A 15055-nucleotide genomic window follows, 5' to 3' on the forward strand; every position below is an offset into this window, starting at 1 on the left:
GCTGTATGCCGAGGGTGAGGTCACGGGCTGGAATCGACCGGGCGCCGGGGCGCCACGCGGCTACCCTTGCCGATCGTGGACTCCTCGACGCTGACGACCGTGGCCGCCGTCGCCGCGGGCGTCGCGCTGCTGGCTCTCGTCCTGGCGGTGGCGGCCCAGCTGCGGCTGGCCAGGGTGCGCCGCGACTTCGCCGCGCTCGGCGGGGACGGCCGCACCGACATCGCGCGCGTCGCCGCCACGCAGAACCACCGCATCGAGCGGCTCACGGCCGAGGTGGCTGCCCTCCGCGACCACGTCGCCACGGCGGAGGAGGACGTGCGCCAGAGCCTGCGCAACGTCGCCGTGGTGCGCTACGACGCGTTCGGCGACATGGGCGGACGGCTCTCGTTCTCCGCCGCCATCGTCGACGACCTCGGGGACGGCATCGTGCTCAGCTCGATCCATGCTCGCGGCGAGTCCCGCACCTACGCCAAGGGCATCGTCGGCGGGCGGTCCAGCATCACCCTGACCCCCGAGGAGCAGCAGGCGCTGGCCTCGGCCAACCGCGACGAGCCCGCCGCCACCAGCAGCACGCGCGCAGGCAGCGCTCGCGCGGCAGACAGCACGAAGGACGTGTCGTGACCCCGCCCCGCACCCCCGACCAGCTCCACCGCTTCGGCTACCTCGGGCCACGCGGCACCTTCACCCAGATGGCCCTCGACGCGTGGGACGCCGCGGAGGGCCGCGAGCACCTGCCGTTCGGGTCGGTCGACGCGGCGCTGAGCGCGCTGCGCGCGGGCGACATCGACGCCGCGATGGTGCCCATCGAGAACTCCGTCGAGGGCGGGGTGTCGGCGACGCTCGACGCCCTCGCGACCGGTGATCCGCTCGTCGTCGTCGGCGAGGTGCTCGTGCCGATCACCTTCGTGCTCTGTGCACGCCCGGGCACGACGCTCGACTCCGTGCGCACCGTGGGCACCCACTCGCACGCGTGGGCGCAGGTGCGCGGCTGGATGGGCGCGAACCTGCCCGACGCGGCGTACGTGCCCACCCTGTCGACCGCAGCCAGCGCCGCCGCCCTCGCGCAGCCCGGAGAGGTCATGTTCGACGCCGGCGTCTGCGCCCCGGTCGCGGCGCGCAACGAGGGCCTCGAGGTGCTCGCCGAGGACATCGGCGACAACACCGCCGCGGTCACCCGGTTCGTGCTCGTCGCCCGGCCCGGCACCCTGCCGGAGCCTTCGGGCGCCGACAAGACGACCGTGGTGCTGTTCCAGCGCGACGACCACGCGGGCGGCCTGCTCGAGCTGCTCGAGCAGTTCGCGGTGCGCGGCGTCAACATGACCCGGCTCGAGTCGCGCCCCACCGGCGAGGCGATGGGCTCGTACTGCTTCTCCATCGACTTCGAGGGGCACGTGCTCGACGCGCGCGTCGGCGAGACGCTCATGGGCCTGCGCCGGGTGTGCGCCGAGGTGCGCTTCCTCGGGTCCTACCCGCGCGCGGACGGCGGCCGGCCCGACGCCCGGCCGGGCACCTCCGACGAGGACTTCAGCCGCGCCCAGTCGTGGCTGGACGACCTGCGCGCCTGACCGAGTCCCTTGACGGCTGGACGTCAGCCCGTTGTCGGCCCGTTGTCAGCCGATCGTCGCGCCGCTCTTGAGCAGGAAGAGGGTCTCCTCGCCCACGACGCCGTCCTCGCCGATGCGGTTGGCGTCCTGGAAGCGCTGGACGACCTTCTTCGTCTCGGGTCCGAACGTGCCGTCGACGGTGAGCTTGCCACCCGCGGCCCGGAGGGCGCGCTGCAGCGTCTCGACGTCGGGGCCCTTCGAGCCCTGCTTGAGCGTCTCGCTGCCCATGGACCGGGAGATGATGAGCACCCAGACCCCGGCGTCGACTCGCCCCGGCTTGGGCGCCGGCCCCTCGAACGTCGCCTCGACCCGGCGCATCGCCTCACGCGTCTGCGCGCCGTAGACCCCGTCTACCGCCACCGGACCGAAGTCGGCGTCGTTGAGGAAGCACTGCAGGGCGCTCACGGCCGGACCCTTCGAGCCGGGTGAGACGACCGGGTATGCCGGCAGCGTCCGCTCGCACGCACCCGCGACGCTCCCCGGGTCGGTGGCCGTGGCCGTCGCCGTGGCCGTCGGCTTGGCGGTCGTCGCGGTGGGGGTCGGCTTCGAGGGGGTCAGCGGATCGGCGGTGACCGTGGGCAGCGGCTCGGTGGGCCCGGGTGCCGTGCTGCCGGTGGTGGCCATGGCGGTCTCCGACGCCGACGACTCGGCAGCCGTGGGGGTGGCCGGGCCGGCAGAGGTGCAGGCCGAGAGCCCCAGACCCAGGGCGGCGGCCACCGCCAGCGAGGTGGTCACGCGCCGCGCACCGACCGGCGCACCGTTCGTCATGCCGAACATCCGACTCCCCTGAGCTCACGGCGCGGCCCCGACGTCCGCGCACGTCCGAAGAGTATGCGCCCGCCCGACCGGGCGCGCGAGCGCGACGCGCGGCGACGGCATACGTGGTCGGCGGCAGTGCACCCCGAGGGGCAGGGAGGGGGCGCCGGTGCTGCCAGGCCCGGCGCCCCACCGATCGGGACCGCCCCCTGGTGGTCCCGACTTCCCTGCTGCGGTCACCGGGCCCTGCTGCCCCTCCGCAGCGCCCCGACATCGGCCCGGTGACCAAACCCCCGTCAGCAAGAGTCGGTACGCGGCGGCTTGATACGTCCTGAGGCGGACAAATTTCTCGAGTCGATGTATCAGGAACGCGAGCACGCGCACTCACTCGGGTGTAAGGGTCTTTCCAGCACCGTCGCCCCACCATCCGTCCCCTCAGGAGGTCAGCCGATGTCAGAGTCGGGTCCCGATGCGCCGCAGGGCGCGAACGACGCGAGTGGGACGGGCGGCCGGCGCCGGTCCGAACGACCGCCGGTCCGCGCCCTCGACCCGGCCACGGCGCTGCGCCTGACCGACGGCCAGCCGCCCCGGCCCGCGCTCTACCTCTCGGACCGCCTGCTGCTCAGCAACGAGGGCGGCCGCCCGCGGGGCCTCGACGACCTGCGCGACGCGCTCGGCAAGCTGGAGCTGGACTACGAGGTGACGCCCCGGCAGGACGGCGGCCCGCGCGACATCGACCAGCCGACGTGGGGCACGAGCATCACGATCCGCCCGACCCGGTCCCCGATCGAGCCCGTCGACGCGTGGAACGTGCTGCAGCGGCTGCGCGAGGCGGGGGAGCCGATCGCGCAGCGCCTCAGCCTCGAGCACGTGCTGCGTCCCGCCGACGGCTACTGGGGTGGCGTCGGTGGCTACTGGGGTGGCGTGGGCGGCTACTGGGGTGGCGTGGGCGGCTACTGGGGCGGGGTCGGTGGCTACTGGGGTGGCGTCGGCAGCGCCGTGCAGGAGTACGCCGTGCCGGGCCGCGGCGGCCGTATGCCGGTCGCCCTGGCCCTGCCCGACCCGCGGCTGCGCGCGCGGTCCCTCGACCGCGCGCCCGTCATCGTCGTGCCGGACACGGCGATCGCCGGGCACCCCTGGTTCAAGGACGACTCCGGCATCGTGCGGCTCGTGCTGAAGGAGGGCAAGCTCATCCCTCTCCTCACGGGAGCCGGCGCCTCGAGCGAGCCCACGCAGCCGCCGCTCTCGGTGCCTGCTCCGAGCGAGCCCGTCGGGCTGCTGCAGGGCCACGCGACGTTCATCGCCGGGCTGCTGCGGCAGGGCTGCCCCGAGGCGACGATCGTGTCGATCCCCGTCATGGGCGACGACGGTGTCGTCGACGAGGGCTACATCCTCGACGTGCTGCAGGCCCTGCTCGACCGCCACGTGCACGGGCAGGCGCACGACCCGTCCGAGGTCGTCGACGTGCTGAACCTCTCGATGGGCTACTACGCCGAGGACCGCACCTACACGTCAGGGCCCATCGCGGACCTGCTCGACCGGTTCGCCGAGCACGGTGTGCTCGTCGTGGCGGGCGTCGGCAACGACGGCACCGACGCACCGTTCGTGCCCGCAGCGCTCGCGGCCGAGCCTCCGTCGCGCATCACGGCCAAGGCGGTGCCGCCGGTCGCGGGTGTCGGGGCGAGCAACCCCGACGGCGTGACCGTGGCGCTCTTCTCCAACAACCTGCCGTACGTCAGCGCGGTCCGCTCCGGCGTCTCCGTGGTCAGCACCCTGCCGCTCACCAACGGCATGGGCCAGCCGTCGTCGCAGGTCCGGTCCGGTGACACGGTGCGGTGCACCGTTGACCCCGACGACTACACCGGCGGCTTCGGTGTCTGGAGCGGCACGTCCTTCTCCACCCCGATCTTCGCCGCCGAGCTCGCCGCCGCCCTCGTCGAGGCGGGCGACCTCACCGACGTCTCCTCGTCCGCGATGCGCAAGCGTGCCATCAAGGCACTGCGCGCCTGCATCGGAAGGGGACGGTCATGACCCCGACCCCGACGGCTCCCGACGGCCTCGGCACCCTGGCGGGCAAGGCCTTCGCGGCCTATGTCGCCGGCGAGCGCGAGCGGCTCTCCGAGCTCGTCGACCTCGTCACGCCCGTGCTGTGGAACGCCGCGCGCTCGCAGGGCGGCTCCCACGCGACGTGCGAGGACGCCATCCAGACGGCCTTCCTCCAGCTCGTCGACCGGGCCGAGTCGATCAACGAGCCCGCCGCCGTGCTCGGCTGGCTCGTCGTCGTCGTCAAGCGCGAGGTGTGGCGGCTCGCCCGCGGCTCGCGTCGCGAGTTCGGTGTCGAGGAGGTTCCGGAGGCACCGGCGCAGCAGCTCGACCCCGAGGCGCAGTCGATCCTCTCGGAGCGCCAGCGGGTGCTGTGGCAGCACATCTCGACCCTCACCCCGCGGTGCCAGGAGCTCCTCCGGGTCATCGCGTTCGCCGACCGTCCCGACTACGCCGCCATCGCGGAGTCGCTCGGGATGCCCGTCGGCAGCATCGGCCCGACCCGCGGCCGTTGCCTCCAGAAGCTGAGGACGACTCTCGGCTCCGACCCCGGATGGGCGGTCTGACATGACATCTCACACTGACGCCATCGACGCCCGCGACGTCACCAACCTCGGTCACGTGCGCGACCTCTTCGCCCACGCCGACCCGGTGCCGAGCGATCTGGCCGAGCGGATCAAGTTCGAGATCACGGTGCACGCCCTGCACGCCGAGGTCGCCGAGCTGATGGACTCGGCCCTGCTCACCACGCGCGGCGCCGAGACGGCGGTCGAGCCGACGCCGACCGAGTCGGTCACCTTCACCGCGGCCTCCGTCAGCCTCATGGTGTCGGCGAGTCCGTCGGAGACGAGCGACAGCGACGACGCCGACCAGCGCGTACGCGTGGACGGCTGGGTCACGACGCCGGGCGCGCAGGTCGAGGCCGTCACGAACGAGGGCAGCCGCACGGCGATTTCCGATGCGAACGGGCGCTTCGTTCTGGATGATCTACCCCATGGGCCGGTCCACTTCGTGGTGACCGACCCCAGCAACGACGAGACGCGGCCGGTCATCACCCCGACGATCACGATCTGACGGGTGGCCGGCCCGAGTGAGAGGCCGGCCACGACCATCGACCTGCTGGAGCACGCACGCACCCTGCGGGACCGGGGGGCGGCGGCGAACTTCGCGGGCCGTCCCGCCGAGGCGGCCGCGACGCTCGCCGCGGCCCTCGACGAGATCGACCGCGCCGGGGGCACCGAGCCGTCCCTCGAGGCCCTCGAGCTGCGCTGCAAGACCCTCATCACGCTTGCCCTGACCGAGTTCATGCTCGAGGGGCTCGACTCGGCGACCGCACGGCTGGCCGAAGCCGAGCAGGTCGTCGACGCCCTCGGTGACGATGCGCTCCGGGCGCGCCTGGACTACCAGCGCGCCAACCTGCACGGCCGGGTCGGTGACCTCGCCTCGGCGTGGGACGGCCTCGAGGGCGCCGTGCGTCGGCTCGACGCCTTCACCGAGCGCGAGCAGGCCTCGGTGCACCTCAGCCGGGGGATGCTCGCCTTCGAGCTGCTGCGCCCCCAGGAGGCGCTCGACTCGTTCGCCGAGGCGGCGCGCCTGGCCCACTCCCTCGGTGCCGGCGAGCTGGAGTTCATGGCGCGGCACAACGAGGGGTATGCGGCATACCTCCTCGGTGACATCCCCCGCTCGCTCGCGGACATGGCCGAGGCCGAGGACATCGAGGCCGACGTCTTCAAGGGGCCGGCGCGCCTCGACCGCGCGCGGGTGCTGCTGGAGGCGGGGCTCGTCAAGGAGGCCGTCGAGGCGCTCGAGTCCGGGCTCGCGGTCCTCGTCGGCGACGGGCACGACCAGATCCGCGCCGAGTTCGAGCTCGAGCTCGCCCGGGCGCACCGGCTCCTCGGGCACCTCGACCTCGCCGCCGGCGCCGCTGCGTCCGCGCGCGGGACGTACGAGCGGATCGGGGCCACCGCCTGGGCGGCCAAGGCGGTGCTCGTCGGTCTGCTGGTGGAGCTCGACCGGCAACGTCGCCGCCCATCGCCCCCCCATCGAGAGAACGCTGCGTCCGCTCTTTCAGGCTCACCCCGCACCTCCACCCCTGATCGAGAGAACGCTCTGTCACCCGCCGCGCCCGTCGGCGAGGACGACCCGAGGGCCGTCACGCGTGCTGCGGCCGGGACGGCCGACCGGCTCGTCGAGACCGCCACCGAGCTGGGAGACTCCGAGCTCGCCGACAGCGCGCGGGTGGTGGCGGCTCAGGCCCTGCTCCTCGCCGGAGAGGTCGAGGGTGCGCAGACGCGGCTGCTGAGCCTCGAGCGGGTGTCGACGGGGTCGCTGTCCGACGAGCTCGACGCGGCCGCGGTGTCGGCGATGACGCTCGTCGCCGCGGGCGAGCCGGGGCCTGCTCGCCGCCTGCTCGTGCGCGCGTCGCGACGGCTCGCCGCCGGTCAGGAGGGCAGCGCGAGCCTCGACCTGCGCACGGCTCGAGCCGTGCACGGTGCCCGGCTGGCCGAGCTCGACCTCGAGCTCGCCGTGCCACGGGGGAGCGCCGCCGTGCTGGAGGCGCTCGACCGGTGGCGCAGCGCGACCGACCGGCTGCCCTCGCTCGGCCGCCCCGACGACGACGAGCTGGCCGCACTCACCGAGCAGCTGCGCGGTGTGCGGGCGCAGGCGCGCGGCGAGAGCGACGCGGCTGTCGTGCGTGAGCTCGACGACCACGCCTCGCGCCTCGAGCGCCGGATCCGCGACCGCGACTGGGCCCTGAGCCGCAGCGGCGGCGCCGGTCGGGCGGCCACGGTGCGGGTGCGTGACGCGCGGGCGCACCTCGTCGACGTCGACCGCGACCACGTGTGGTTCTTCCGGCACCGCGGCCGGCTCGGAGGCGTCGGCATCGTCGGCGGTCGCGCGACGCTGCGCGACCTCATGCCGATCGAGCGAGCCGTCGAGCTCGCCCAGCGCGTCCGCGTCGACCTCCGAGCCGCTGCGACCCACCACCTCGGGCCGCTCGCCGGGGCCGTGTGGTCGTCGCTGCGCTCGAGCGCCGCCGAGCTCGACGACGCGCTGATCCGCCCGTGGCGATCGGACCGCGGACTCGTCGTGGTCTCGTGCCCGGAGGTGTCGGCCCTGCCGTGGGCGGTGCTGCCGTCGATGCGCGGTCGGGCTTTCACCGTGGCGCCCTCGCTGACGTCCTTCGCCCGACGTGGTCTGGCCGGTGCGCCGCCGGGTGTGGTGCCCGAGTGTCCGACACCGGTCCACGTCAGCGTGGGGCCCGGTGTGCCGCGCGCGACCGCCGAGGCCCAGGCGATCGTCGGCACGTGGGGACCCGCGGCCCGGCTGGCGCAGCCGTCACGGCGCGACGAGCTCGTGGAGGCCCTCGCCCGTCCCGGCATCGTGCACGTCGCTGCGCACGGCACGCACCAGGTCGAGTCGCCGCTCTTCTCCTCACTCGTGCTGCACGACGGGCCCGTCTTCGCCCACGAGCTGCAGCCGACCGGCGTGCGCGCCGACCACGTCGTGCTGTCCGCGTGCGAGGTCGGCCTCACCACCCCCCGACCGGGGCACGAGTCCCTCGGCCTCGCCCTCTCCATGCTGTCGCTCGGCGCGCGGTCGGTCGTTGCCGCGGTCGCTCCGGTGCCCGACGACGTGGCCGCGACGACGATGAGCCGCCACCACGAGCTGCTCGCGTCGGGCCTGCCGAGCGACGAGGCCCTGGCGCGAGCCGTCGCCGACACGGACGACGTGGCCGCCGCCTTCCTCAACCTCGGCGGCCAGCACCACCCCTGACCCCACCGCCAAACGCCGAACGCCGCGTTCGATCGTGAACTCAGCGTTCCAACCGTGAGTTCGAGACCGAACGCCGCGTTCGACGCGGGCGTTGAGGGTGATCAGCGGACGAGGCAGGGGCGCTTCGGGTCGAACGCCCAGTCGTCCACGAGGTACTGCATCGCCACGGCGTCGTCACGCGCCCCCAGGCCGTGCTCGAGGTAGAGCTCGTGCGCCTCGGTCAGCGCGTCGCGGTCGAGGGTGACACCGAGGCCGGGCGCGGTCGGCACCTCGATCGCGCCGTCGCGGATCTCGAGAGGCGCGGTCGTCAGTGCCTGCCCGTCCTGCCAGATCCAGTGCGTGTCGAGCGCCGTGATCTCGCCGGGCGCGGCAGCACCCACGTGCGTGAACATCGCGAGCGAGATGTCGAAGTGGTTGTTCGAGTGCGACCCCCACGTGAGGCCGAAGTCGTTGCACAGCTGGGCGACCCGGACCGAGCCGGCCATGGTCCAGAAGTGGGGGTCGGCGAGCGGGATGTCGACGGCGTTCGTGCGGATCGCGTGCGCCATCTCACGCCAGTCGGTCGCGACCATGTTCGTCGCCGTCCGCAGACCTGTGGCCCGCTTGAACTCGGCCATCACCTCGCGGCTCGAGAACCGGCCCTCCGCTCCGCAGGGGTCCTCGGCGTACGCGAGCACGTCGCCGAGCCCTCGGCAGAGCCGGACGGCGTCGACGAGGAGCCAGCCGCCGTTGGGGTCGAGCGTGATCCGCGCGTCAGGGAAGCGCCGGGCGAGCGCCGTGACGGCCTCGACCTCCTCCTCGCCGGCGAGCACCCCGCCCTTGAGCTTGAAGTCGCTGAAGCCGTAGCGCGCCTGCGCCGCCTCGGCCAGCGCGACGACGGCCTCCGGAGTCAGCGCCTCACGGCGCCGCAGCTGCGACCAGCGGTCGTCGCCCTCGTCGCCGACGAGGTAGGGCAGGTCGGTGCGGGCCGGGTCGCCGACGTAGAAGAGGTAGCCGAGCATCGGCACGTGACTTCGCTGCTGCCCGTCGCCGAGCAGCTCCGCGACAGGCACGCCGAGATGCTGGCCCATGAGGTCGAGCAGCGCCGACTCCAGACCGGTGACCGCGTGCACGGTCGTGCGGAGGTCGAACGTCTGGGCGCCGCGGCCGCCCGCGTCGCGGCCGGCATACGTCTCGGAGACCTGGCGGAGCAGCTGGCGGAACCGCGCGATCTCCTTGCCCTGCAACAGCTCTGCGGCATCGCGGATGGTGTCGGCGATCTTCTCGCCGCCGGGCACCTCGCCGAGGCCGGTGTTGCCGTCGCTGTCGGTGACGAGGACGACGTTGCGGGTGAAGAAGGGGCCGTGGGCGCCGCTGAGGTTCAGCAGCATGCTGTCGTGGCCGGCGACGGGCACCACCTCGACGGAGGCGATCTTCGGTGACATCGGCGTGCTCCTGTCAGTCCTGGGCGAGGCGGAGGCGGCCTTCGACGCGCTGGGTGAGCCCCCACGGGTTGTCGTCGCGGGTGGCCTCGGGCAGCAGGTCGGCCGGCACGTCCTGGTAGGCGACGGGCCTCTGGAAACGGTAGATCGCGAGCGAACCGACCGAGGTGGTGCGCGGGTCACTCGTCGCCGGGAAGGGGCCGCCGTGCACCATCGCGTGGCCCACCTCGACGCCCGTCGGCCAGCCGTTGAAGAGGATGCGCCCGGCCTTCGTCTCGAGCAGCGGGAGCAGGGTGCGGGCGACCTCGTGGTCGGACTCCGCCGCCTGCACCGTCACCGTCAGCTGCCCCTCGACTCCGCGGAGTGCCTCGCTGAGCTCGTCGACGCCGCTCCATCGCACCAGCACCCCGGCCGCGCCGAAGACCTCCTCGCTGACGGCGGCCTCGTCGCGCAGCGTGGTCGTCGTGGTCGACGTGAGCAGCGGGGCGGGCGCGTTCGCGGCCTGACCGGCCCGGCCCTCGGCCTCGACCGTCACGCCCGCCGCGCCGCGGAGCGCGCTGGTTCCCTTGTCGTAGGCCTGCGCGATGCCGGTGGTGAGCATCGTCTGTCCCGTGGTCTCGGCGACCGCCCGAGCGGCTGCCGCGACGAACGCGTCGCCGTCGGCGCCCGCCGGCACGAAGGTGAGGCCGGGGTTCGTGCAGAACTGCCCCGAGCCGAGGGTCAGCGAGCCGACGTATGCCGTCGCGAGCGCCTCCGCGCGCCCGCCGGCGATGCTGCCGGGCAGCACGACGACCGGGTTGACCGAGCTCATCTCGGCGTAGACCGGGATGGGCTCGCGCCGGGCCGCGGCGGTCGCGACGAGTGCGAGCCCGCCGGCCCGCGACCCGGTGAAGCCGACCGCCTTGATGCGGGGGTCACGGACGAGGGCCTGCCCGACGGAGGTGCCGCTGCCGTACACGAGCGAGAACGTGCCGGCCGGCAGGCCGGAGTCCGCGACGGCGCGCGCCACCGCGGCGCCCACGAGCTCGCTCGTGCCCGGGTGGGCGTTGTGCGCCTTGACGACGACCGGGCACCCGGCGGCGAGGGCCGACGCCGTGTCGCCGCCGGCGACCGAGAAGGCGAGCGGAAAGTTGCTGGCGCCGAAGACGGCGACCGGGCCGAGCGGCACCTGGCGCTGCCGGATGTCGGCGCGGGGCAGGGGTGTCCGGTCCGGCCGGGCGGGGTCGATGCGGGCCTCGAGGTGGTCGCCGACGCGTACGACCTCGGCGAACATCCGCAGCTGACCGGTGGTGCGGGCGAGCTCTCCCGTGAGGCGGCCGAGCGGAAGGCCGGACTCGGCGACCGCGCGTGCGACGATGCCCTCACCGTCGGCCTCGATCTCGGCAGCAACCTTCTCGAGGAAGGCTGCTCGCTGCTGAGGCGATGTGGCGCGATAGGTGTCGAACGCGTCCGCGGCGGCCTGCGTCGCCTCCTCGAGCTGGGCTTCGTCGACGTTGGTGTAGACGGGCTCGAGCGGCTCGCCCGTGGCCGCCTCGACCCCGGCAGAGCCGTGGAGGCGGCCCGGCACGGGCGAGCCGGCGATGATCGAGTGTCCGGTGAGGGTGGTCATGCGGAGGAGCTCCGTTCAGCTGATCTTGTCGATGAGGATCTTGAGGTCCGACACGTCCTGCTCGGTGAGGTTCGTCAGCGGCGGGCGGACCGGTCCGGCCGGGCGACCGATGGCTTCCAGTCCACCCTTGATGATGCTCACGGCGTACCCACGCTCGCGGTCGCGGATGTCGAGATACGGCAGCACGAAGTCGCTCAGCTTGCGGTAGACGGTCTCGAGGTCCTGCCGGCGCACGTCCTCGTAGAAGCCGACCGCGAACTCCGGCACGAAGTTGAAGATGGCCGACGAGTAGGTCGTCACGCCGAGCTGGAGGAGCGGCAGCGCGAAGGTCTCGGCCGTGGGCAGGCCACCGACGTAGAGCAGGCGCTCGCCGACCCGGGCGTAGGTGCGGGTCATCGCCTCGACGTTGCCGACGCCGTCCTTGAGCCCGATGAGGTTCGGGTTGCGCTCGGCCGCCTCGGCGACGGCGACGTCGCCGAGGACCGCGTTGGCACGGGAGTACGCGATGACGCCCAGCGAGGTGGCACGGCACACGGCCGAGATGTGCTCGACGAGGCCGCGCTGGCTCGCCTCGGTGAGGTAGGGCGGGAAGAGCAGGATGCCGTCGGCGCCCGCAGCCTCCGCGGCCTTGGCCTGGGCGATGGCGACCGCGGTGCCGCCGGTGGCGGGGGCGAGCACGGGCACCTTGCCGCCGATCTCGTCGACGGCGACCCGCACCACGGTGTCGATCTCCTCGCTGCGCAGCGAGAAGCCCTCGCCGGTGCCGCCGGCGGCGAAGAGGCCCGCGACGTCGTAGCCGCTGAGCCACGACAGGTGGTCGCGGTAGGCCGCCTCGTCGAACGCGAGGTCCGGCGTGAAGTGGGTGACGGGGAACGAGAGCAGTCCCTTGCCCAGCGTGTGGGCGAGTTCGTCGGGGGCCAGGGGCACGGGAACGTCCTTTGCGACAGAGCGGCTGCCCGTCCCGGTGGTCGGTGGGCCCGCCGCTGGGCCAGTGAGTGGCATCAGGCTAGGAAGATCGCTGGATACCTGTCCAAGACGGATTGCGTATGCCGTGATGCTCCGTGAGCATCACATCGCCGGGCCTCGCTCAGCCCTCCACCCCGAGCTGCATGCGCCCGACCTGCGCGAGCACCCGCCGCAGCATCGGGCTGCGACGGCCGCGTGCCCAGATGGCGTGCAGCTCGACGGGACGCCCCGGCACCTCGCTACCGTCTGGGTCGCCGCCGCCGTCGACGAGGTCCTTGTAGGCCACGCCCTCCACCCCGAGCGACCGCGCGGAGGCAGGGACGAGGGCGCAGCCGCGGCCGGCGGCGACGAGCAGGACGGCGGTGAGGATCTGGTGCACCTGTTGCACGACCCTCGGGTGCGCGTTGGTGAGGAACCGGACGGTGAGCTCGTGGAAGTAGCGCGACTGGACCGGGTTGTAGCTGATGACCGGCACCCCGTCGAAGTCGCCCGCCGTGAGCGGCCGCGACACCCGGGCGAGCGGGTGGTCGGCCGGCACCGCGGCGCAGAGCGGCTCGCGGAAGACGACGCGCGACTCGAGCTCCGACGTGTCGAAGGGCGGCCGCGCGAGGCCGAGGTCGAGCTCGCCGCGGCGGATGCCGTCGGCCTGGGCGGCCGTCACCCTCTCGTGGAGGATCACCTCGATGCCCGGCAGGCTGCGCTCGAGCTCCTTGAGCAGCGGACCGAGCACGCCGATGGCCGACACCGCGGTGAAGCCGAGCCGGAGCGTGCCGGCGGCGCCGCCGTCGATCCGGCGTGCCACGTCGCCGGCGCTCTCGACGAGGGCCAGCAACCGGTAGGACTCGTCGAGGAACGCGCGCCCCGCCTCAGTGAGCTCGACCTTGCGGTTGTCGCGCTCGAGCAGGGTCACTCCGACGGTGCGCTCGAGCTTCTGGATCTGGCGGCTCAGCGGCGGCTGCGTCATGTTGAGGCGCTCCGCGGCGCGTCCGAAGTGCAGCTCCTCCGCGACGGCGACGAAGGCCTGCACCTGGTCGAGGGTCATCATGCCGTGGGAGATTACCGCACGTGATATCGGGAAGGTATCAACCGATGCAGCATCGGGTTTGGACAGGCATTGAGCGGATTCGTAGTGTCAGGCGGCACGGGGACAGACCGCACCCCGATGAGCACCGAGTCGGTGCCCCAGCTCGCCCCCATCTCGTAGGAGACCTTCAATGACGAACGTTCGCACGAGGACCCGTATCGCCTCCGTGGCCGGTGCCGCCGCCCTCGCCCTCGCCCTCTCCGCCTGCGGCGGGGTCAAGAACGGCAGCGGTGGTGGTGGCGACGCCTCGGGGGGCAGCGACTACCCGACGAAGAGCATCCAGATGACCGTCGGCGCCTCCGCCGGCGGCAGCAGCGACCTCATCAGCCGCGCGATGTCGAAGGGCATGGGCCAGTCGCTCGGCGTCGCGATGCCGGTCGTCAACAAGCCCGGCGCGAACGGCGCGCTCGTGGCCAAGGAGCTGCAGTCCGCCGCGCCCGACGGCTACTCCATCGCGATCCAGAACGCCTCGCTCTTCGCCATCACGCCGCTCGCGGTCTCGGAGTCGGAGTCGGTCAAGGTCGACGACTTCGACATCGTCTACGGCGTCTCGCGCGACGACTACGTGCTCGCCACCAACCCGAAGACCGGCTGGACGTCGATCGCCGACATGAAGGCCGCCGGCAAGACGATCCGCTACGGCACCACGGGTGTCGGCACGGGGGCCCAGCTCAACTCGGCCCTCACCTTCGCGACGGCCGGCATCAAGGCCACGGCTGTCCCGTTCGACGGCGGCGCGCCCAACCTGACCGCGCTGCTCGGCGCCCAGGTCGACGTGTCGACGATGCAGGTCGGCGAGGCCATCGAGAACATCAAGGCCGGCAAGCTCGTGCCGCTGGCCGTCTTCTCGGCCGACCGCGTGAAGTTCCTGCCCGACGTGCCCACCGCCAAGGAGCAGGGCTTCGACGTGCAGGTCTCGCAGTACCGCTTCATCACGACGCCGAAGGGCACGCCGCAGGCGGTCAAGGACAAGCTCGTCGAGGCGGCGAAGAAGACGTTCGCCACCGAGGAGTACAAGAAGTTCAACGAGGAGAACAACCTCACGCCGCTCGAGATCCCGGGCGCAGAGGTCGCGGCCAAGCTCAAGGCCGACCTCGCCTCGAACACGGCCAAGCTCAAGGAGTTCGGCATCTCCCTCGCGTCGAACAGCTGACGCCACCCTTACCGGAGGCCCGGCGCGGGGTGCGCAACCCGCCCCGCGCCGGCCCGCCCAGACGCACCCACTCGAAGAGGAGCCAAGGATGAGCACGACGAGCGAACCGGCGCGGCCCGAGGCCGCGGACGCCGCCGAGGTCGACATCCTCGAGGAGCTCAAGGCAGAGCTCGCCCATGACCTGGAGGAGGAGAGGCCTCCTCACGCCGGTCCCCTCGCCCAGGTCGCCGCCGGCCTCGTGACCCTGGCCCTCGGCGTGGCGGGCGTCGTCCTGTCGCTGGGCTACGGCCTCGGCAGTCTGACCCAGCCGGGGCCCGGGCTGTGGCCGTTCGCCGTCTCGGTCGCCGTGACGGCGCTGTCCGTCGCGCAGGTCGCCTTCGGCCGCCGCGCCCAGGACACCGAGCAGTTCACGCGGTCGAGTGCCCTCACCGCGCTCGGCGTGCTCAGCCTCGTCGTGCTGGCCGGGCTGCTGCCGGTCATCGGCTTCGAGGTGCCCTCGCTCGTGCTCATGGTCGTGTGGCTGCGCTTCCTCGGCGGCGAGTCGTGGCGCATGACGGCGCTCATCAGCGTGGTCACGGTCGCGGCGTTCTACGCGCTCTTCGTGCTCGCGCTGTCCATCCCGCTCCCGCGACTGATCTGAAG

13 protein-coding genes are annotated in these 15055 nt (G+C 73.0%); 8 read left to right on the top strand and 5 right to left on the bottom strand.

Going from position 1 to position 15055, the window contains the following annotated elements; all coding sequences use genetic code 11:
* The first annotated feature begins 75 nt into the window (after positions 1-75).
* On the top strand, positions 76-621 hold the full coding sequence (locus ACYVNR_RS12995; protein ID WP_082081149.1) for a DUF4446 family protein: 546 nt from the start codon (positions 76-78) through the stop codon (positions 619-621).
* Positions 618-1565, top strand: a complete 948-nt coding sequence (gene pheA / locus ACYVNR_RS13000; RefSeq protein WP_045192950.1) for a prephenate dehydratase — start codon at positions 618-620, stop codon at positions 1563-1565. Before ACYVNR_RS12995 ends, pheA begins: the two co-directional genes overlap by 4 nt.
* Positions 1566-1610: 45 nt before the next feature.
* Here pheA and ACYVNR_RS13005 read toward each other — a convergent pair whose 3' ends face one another.
* Complete coding sequence (locus ACYVNR_RS13005; protein WP_461048413.1) at positions 1611-2381, bottom strand: peptidoglycan-binding domain-containing protein; 771 nt, start codon at positions 2379-2381, stop codon at positions 1611-1613.
* 429 nt (positions 2382-2810) lie between these two features.
* Here ACYVNR_RS13005 and ACYVNR_RS13010 point away from each other — a divergent pair, with 429 nt between their 5' ends.
* The 4 genes from ACYVNR_RS13010 to ACYVNR_RS13025 are packed head-to-tail and all read left to right on the top strand — an operon-like array spanning position 2811 to position 8180.
* Positions 2811-4391: a S8/S53 family peptidase gene (locus tag ACYVNR_RS13010; protein ID WP_045192952.1), complete on the top strand. Its 1581-nt coding sequence runs from the start codon at positions 2811-2813 to the stop codon at positions 4389-4391.
* Positions 4388-4969, top strand: a complete 582-nt coding sequence (locus ACYVNR_RS13015; protein WP_045192953.1) for an RNA polymerase sigma factor — start codon at positions 4388-4390, stop codon at positions 4967-4969. Before ACYVNR_RS13010 ends, ACYVNR_RS13015 begins: the two co-directional genes overlap by 4 nt.
* Before the next feature lies 1 nt (position 4970).
* The gene (locus tag ACYVNR_RS13020; RefSeq protein ID WP_052677506.1) at positions 4971-5477 is read left to right on the top strand and encodes a hypothetical protein; all 507 of its coding nucleotides are present in this window, start codon (positions 4971-4973) and stop codon (positions 5475-5477) included.
* A gap of 3 nt (positions 5478-5480) precedes the next feature.
* Positions 5481-8180: a CHAT domain-containing protein gene (locus tag ACYVNR_RS13025; protein WP_461048416.1), complete on the top strand. Its 2700-nt coding sequence runs from the start codon at positions 5481-5483 to the stop codon at positions 8178-8180.
* 101 nt (positions 8181-8281) lie between these two features.
* Here ACYVNR_RS13025 and ACYVNR_RS13030 read toward each other — a convergent pair whose 3' ends face one another.
* The 4 genes from ACYVNR_RS13030 to ACYVNR_RS13045 all read right to left on the bottom strand — a co-directional run bounded on the left by ACYVNR_RS13030 (position 8282) and on the right by ACYVNR_RS13045 (position 13221).
* Positions 8282-9604: an enolase C-terminal domain-like protein gene (locus ACYVNR_RS13030; protein WP_461048418.1), complete on the bottom strand. Its 1323-nt coding sequence runs from the start codon at positions 9602-9604 to the stop codon at positions 8282-8284.
* A 13-nt stretch (positions 9605-9617) separates the two neighbouring features.
* Positions 9618-11210 (bottom strand): aldehyde dehydrogenase (NADP(+)), encoded by a 1593-nt coding sequence (locus tag ACYVNR_RS13035; RefSeq protein ID WP_461048420.1) that lies wholly within the window; start codon positions 11208-11210, stop codon positions 9618-9620.
* A gap of 15 nt (positions 11211-11225) precedes the next feature.
* Entirely contained in the window at positions 11226-12137 is a 912-nt protein-coding gene (kdgD, locus tag ACYVNR_RS13040) for a 5-dehydro-4-deoxyglucarate dehydratase (RefSeq protein ID WP_045192958.1), read from the bottom strand.
* 160 nt (positions 12138-12297) lie between these two features.
* Positions 12298-13221, bottom strand: a complete 924-nt coding sequence (locus ACYVNR_RS13045) for a LysR substrate-binding domain-containing protein (RefSeq protein ID WP_045192959.1) — start codon at positions 13219-13221, stop codon at positions 12298-12300.
* A gap of 169 nt (positions 13222-13390) precedes the next feature.
* Between ACYVNR_RS13045 and ACYVNR_RS13050 the strand changes: the two genes are divergently transcribed.
* Together ACYVNR_RS13050 and ACYVNR_RS13055 are read left to right on the top strand one after the other, a co-directional pair.
* Positions 13391-14413 (top strand): tripartite tricarboxylate transporter substrate binding protein, encoded by a 1023-nt coding sequence (locus tag ACYVNR_RS13050; protein ID WP_045192960.1) that lies wholly within the window; start codon positions 13391-13393, stop codon positions 14411-14413.
* An 88-nt stretch (positions 14414-14501) separates the two neighbouring features.
* Positions 14502-15053, top strand: coding sequence for a tripartite tricarboxylate transporter TctB family protein (locus tag ACYVNR_RS13055; protein WP_082081137.1), 552 nt, complete (start codon positions 14502-14504; stop codon positions 15051-15053).
* The last annotated feature ends 2 nt before the right edge of the window (positions 15054-15055 follow it).

The sequence above is a fragment of the Terrabacter koreensis genome, from assembly GCF_054783315.1.

What these genes read in the sequence shown, in the direction of transcription:
- ACYVNR_RS13005 (WP_461048413.1), bottom strand. Translation starts at nt 2,381, where the DNA reads ATGTTCGGCATGACGAACGGTGCGCCGGTCGGTGCGCGGCGCGTGACC.
- ACYVNR_RS13010 (WP_045192952.1), top strand. Translation starts at nt 2,811, where the DNA reads ATGTCAGAGTCGGGTCCCGATGCGCCGCAGGGCGCGAACGACGCGAGT.
- ACYVNR_RS13015 (WP_045192953.1), top strand. Translation starts at nt 4,388, where the DNA reads ATGACCCCGACCCCGACGGCTCCCGACGGCCTCGGCACCCTGGCGGGC.
- ACYVNR_RS13020 (WP_052677506.1), top strand. Translation starts at nt 4,971, where the DNA reads ATGACATCTCACACTGACGCCATCGACGCCCGCGACGTCACCAACCTC.
- ACYVNR_RS13030 (WP_461048418.1), bottom strand. Translation starts at nt 9,604, where the DNA reads ATGTCACCGAAGATCGCCTCCGTCGAGGTGGTGCCCGTCGCCGGCCAC.
- ACYVNR_RS13035 (WP_461048420.1), bottom strand. Translation starts at nt 11,210, where the DNA reads ATGACCACCCTCACCGGACACTCGATCATCGCCGGCTCGCCCGTGCCG.
- ACYVNR_RS13045 (WP_045192959.1), bottom strand. Translation starts at nt 13,221, where the DNA reads ATGATGACCCTCGACCAGGTGCAGGCCTTCGTCGCCGTCGCGGAGGAG.
- ACYVNR_RS13050 (WP_045192960.1), top strand. Translation starts at nt 13,391, where the DNA reads ATGACGAACGTTCGCACGAGGACCCGTATCGCCTCCGTGGCCGGTGCC.
- ACYVNR_RS13055 (WP_082081137.1), top strand. Translation starts at nt 14,502, where the DNA reads ATGAGCACGACGAGCGAACCGGCGCGGCCCGAGGCCGCGGACGCCGCC.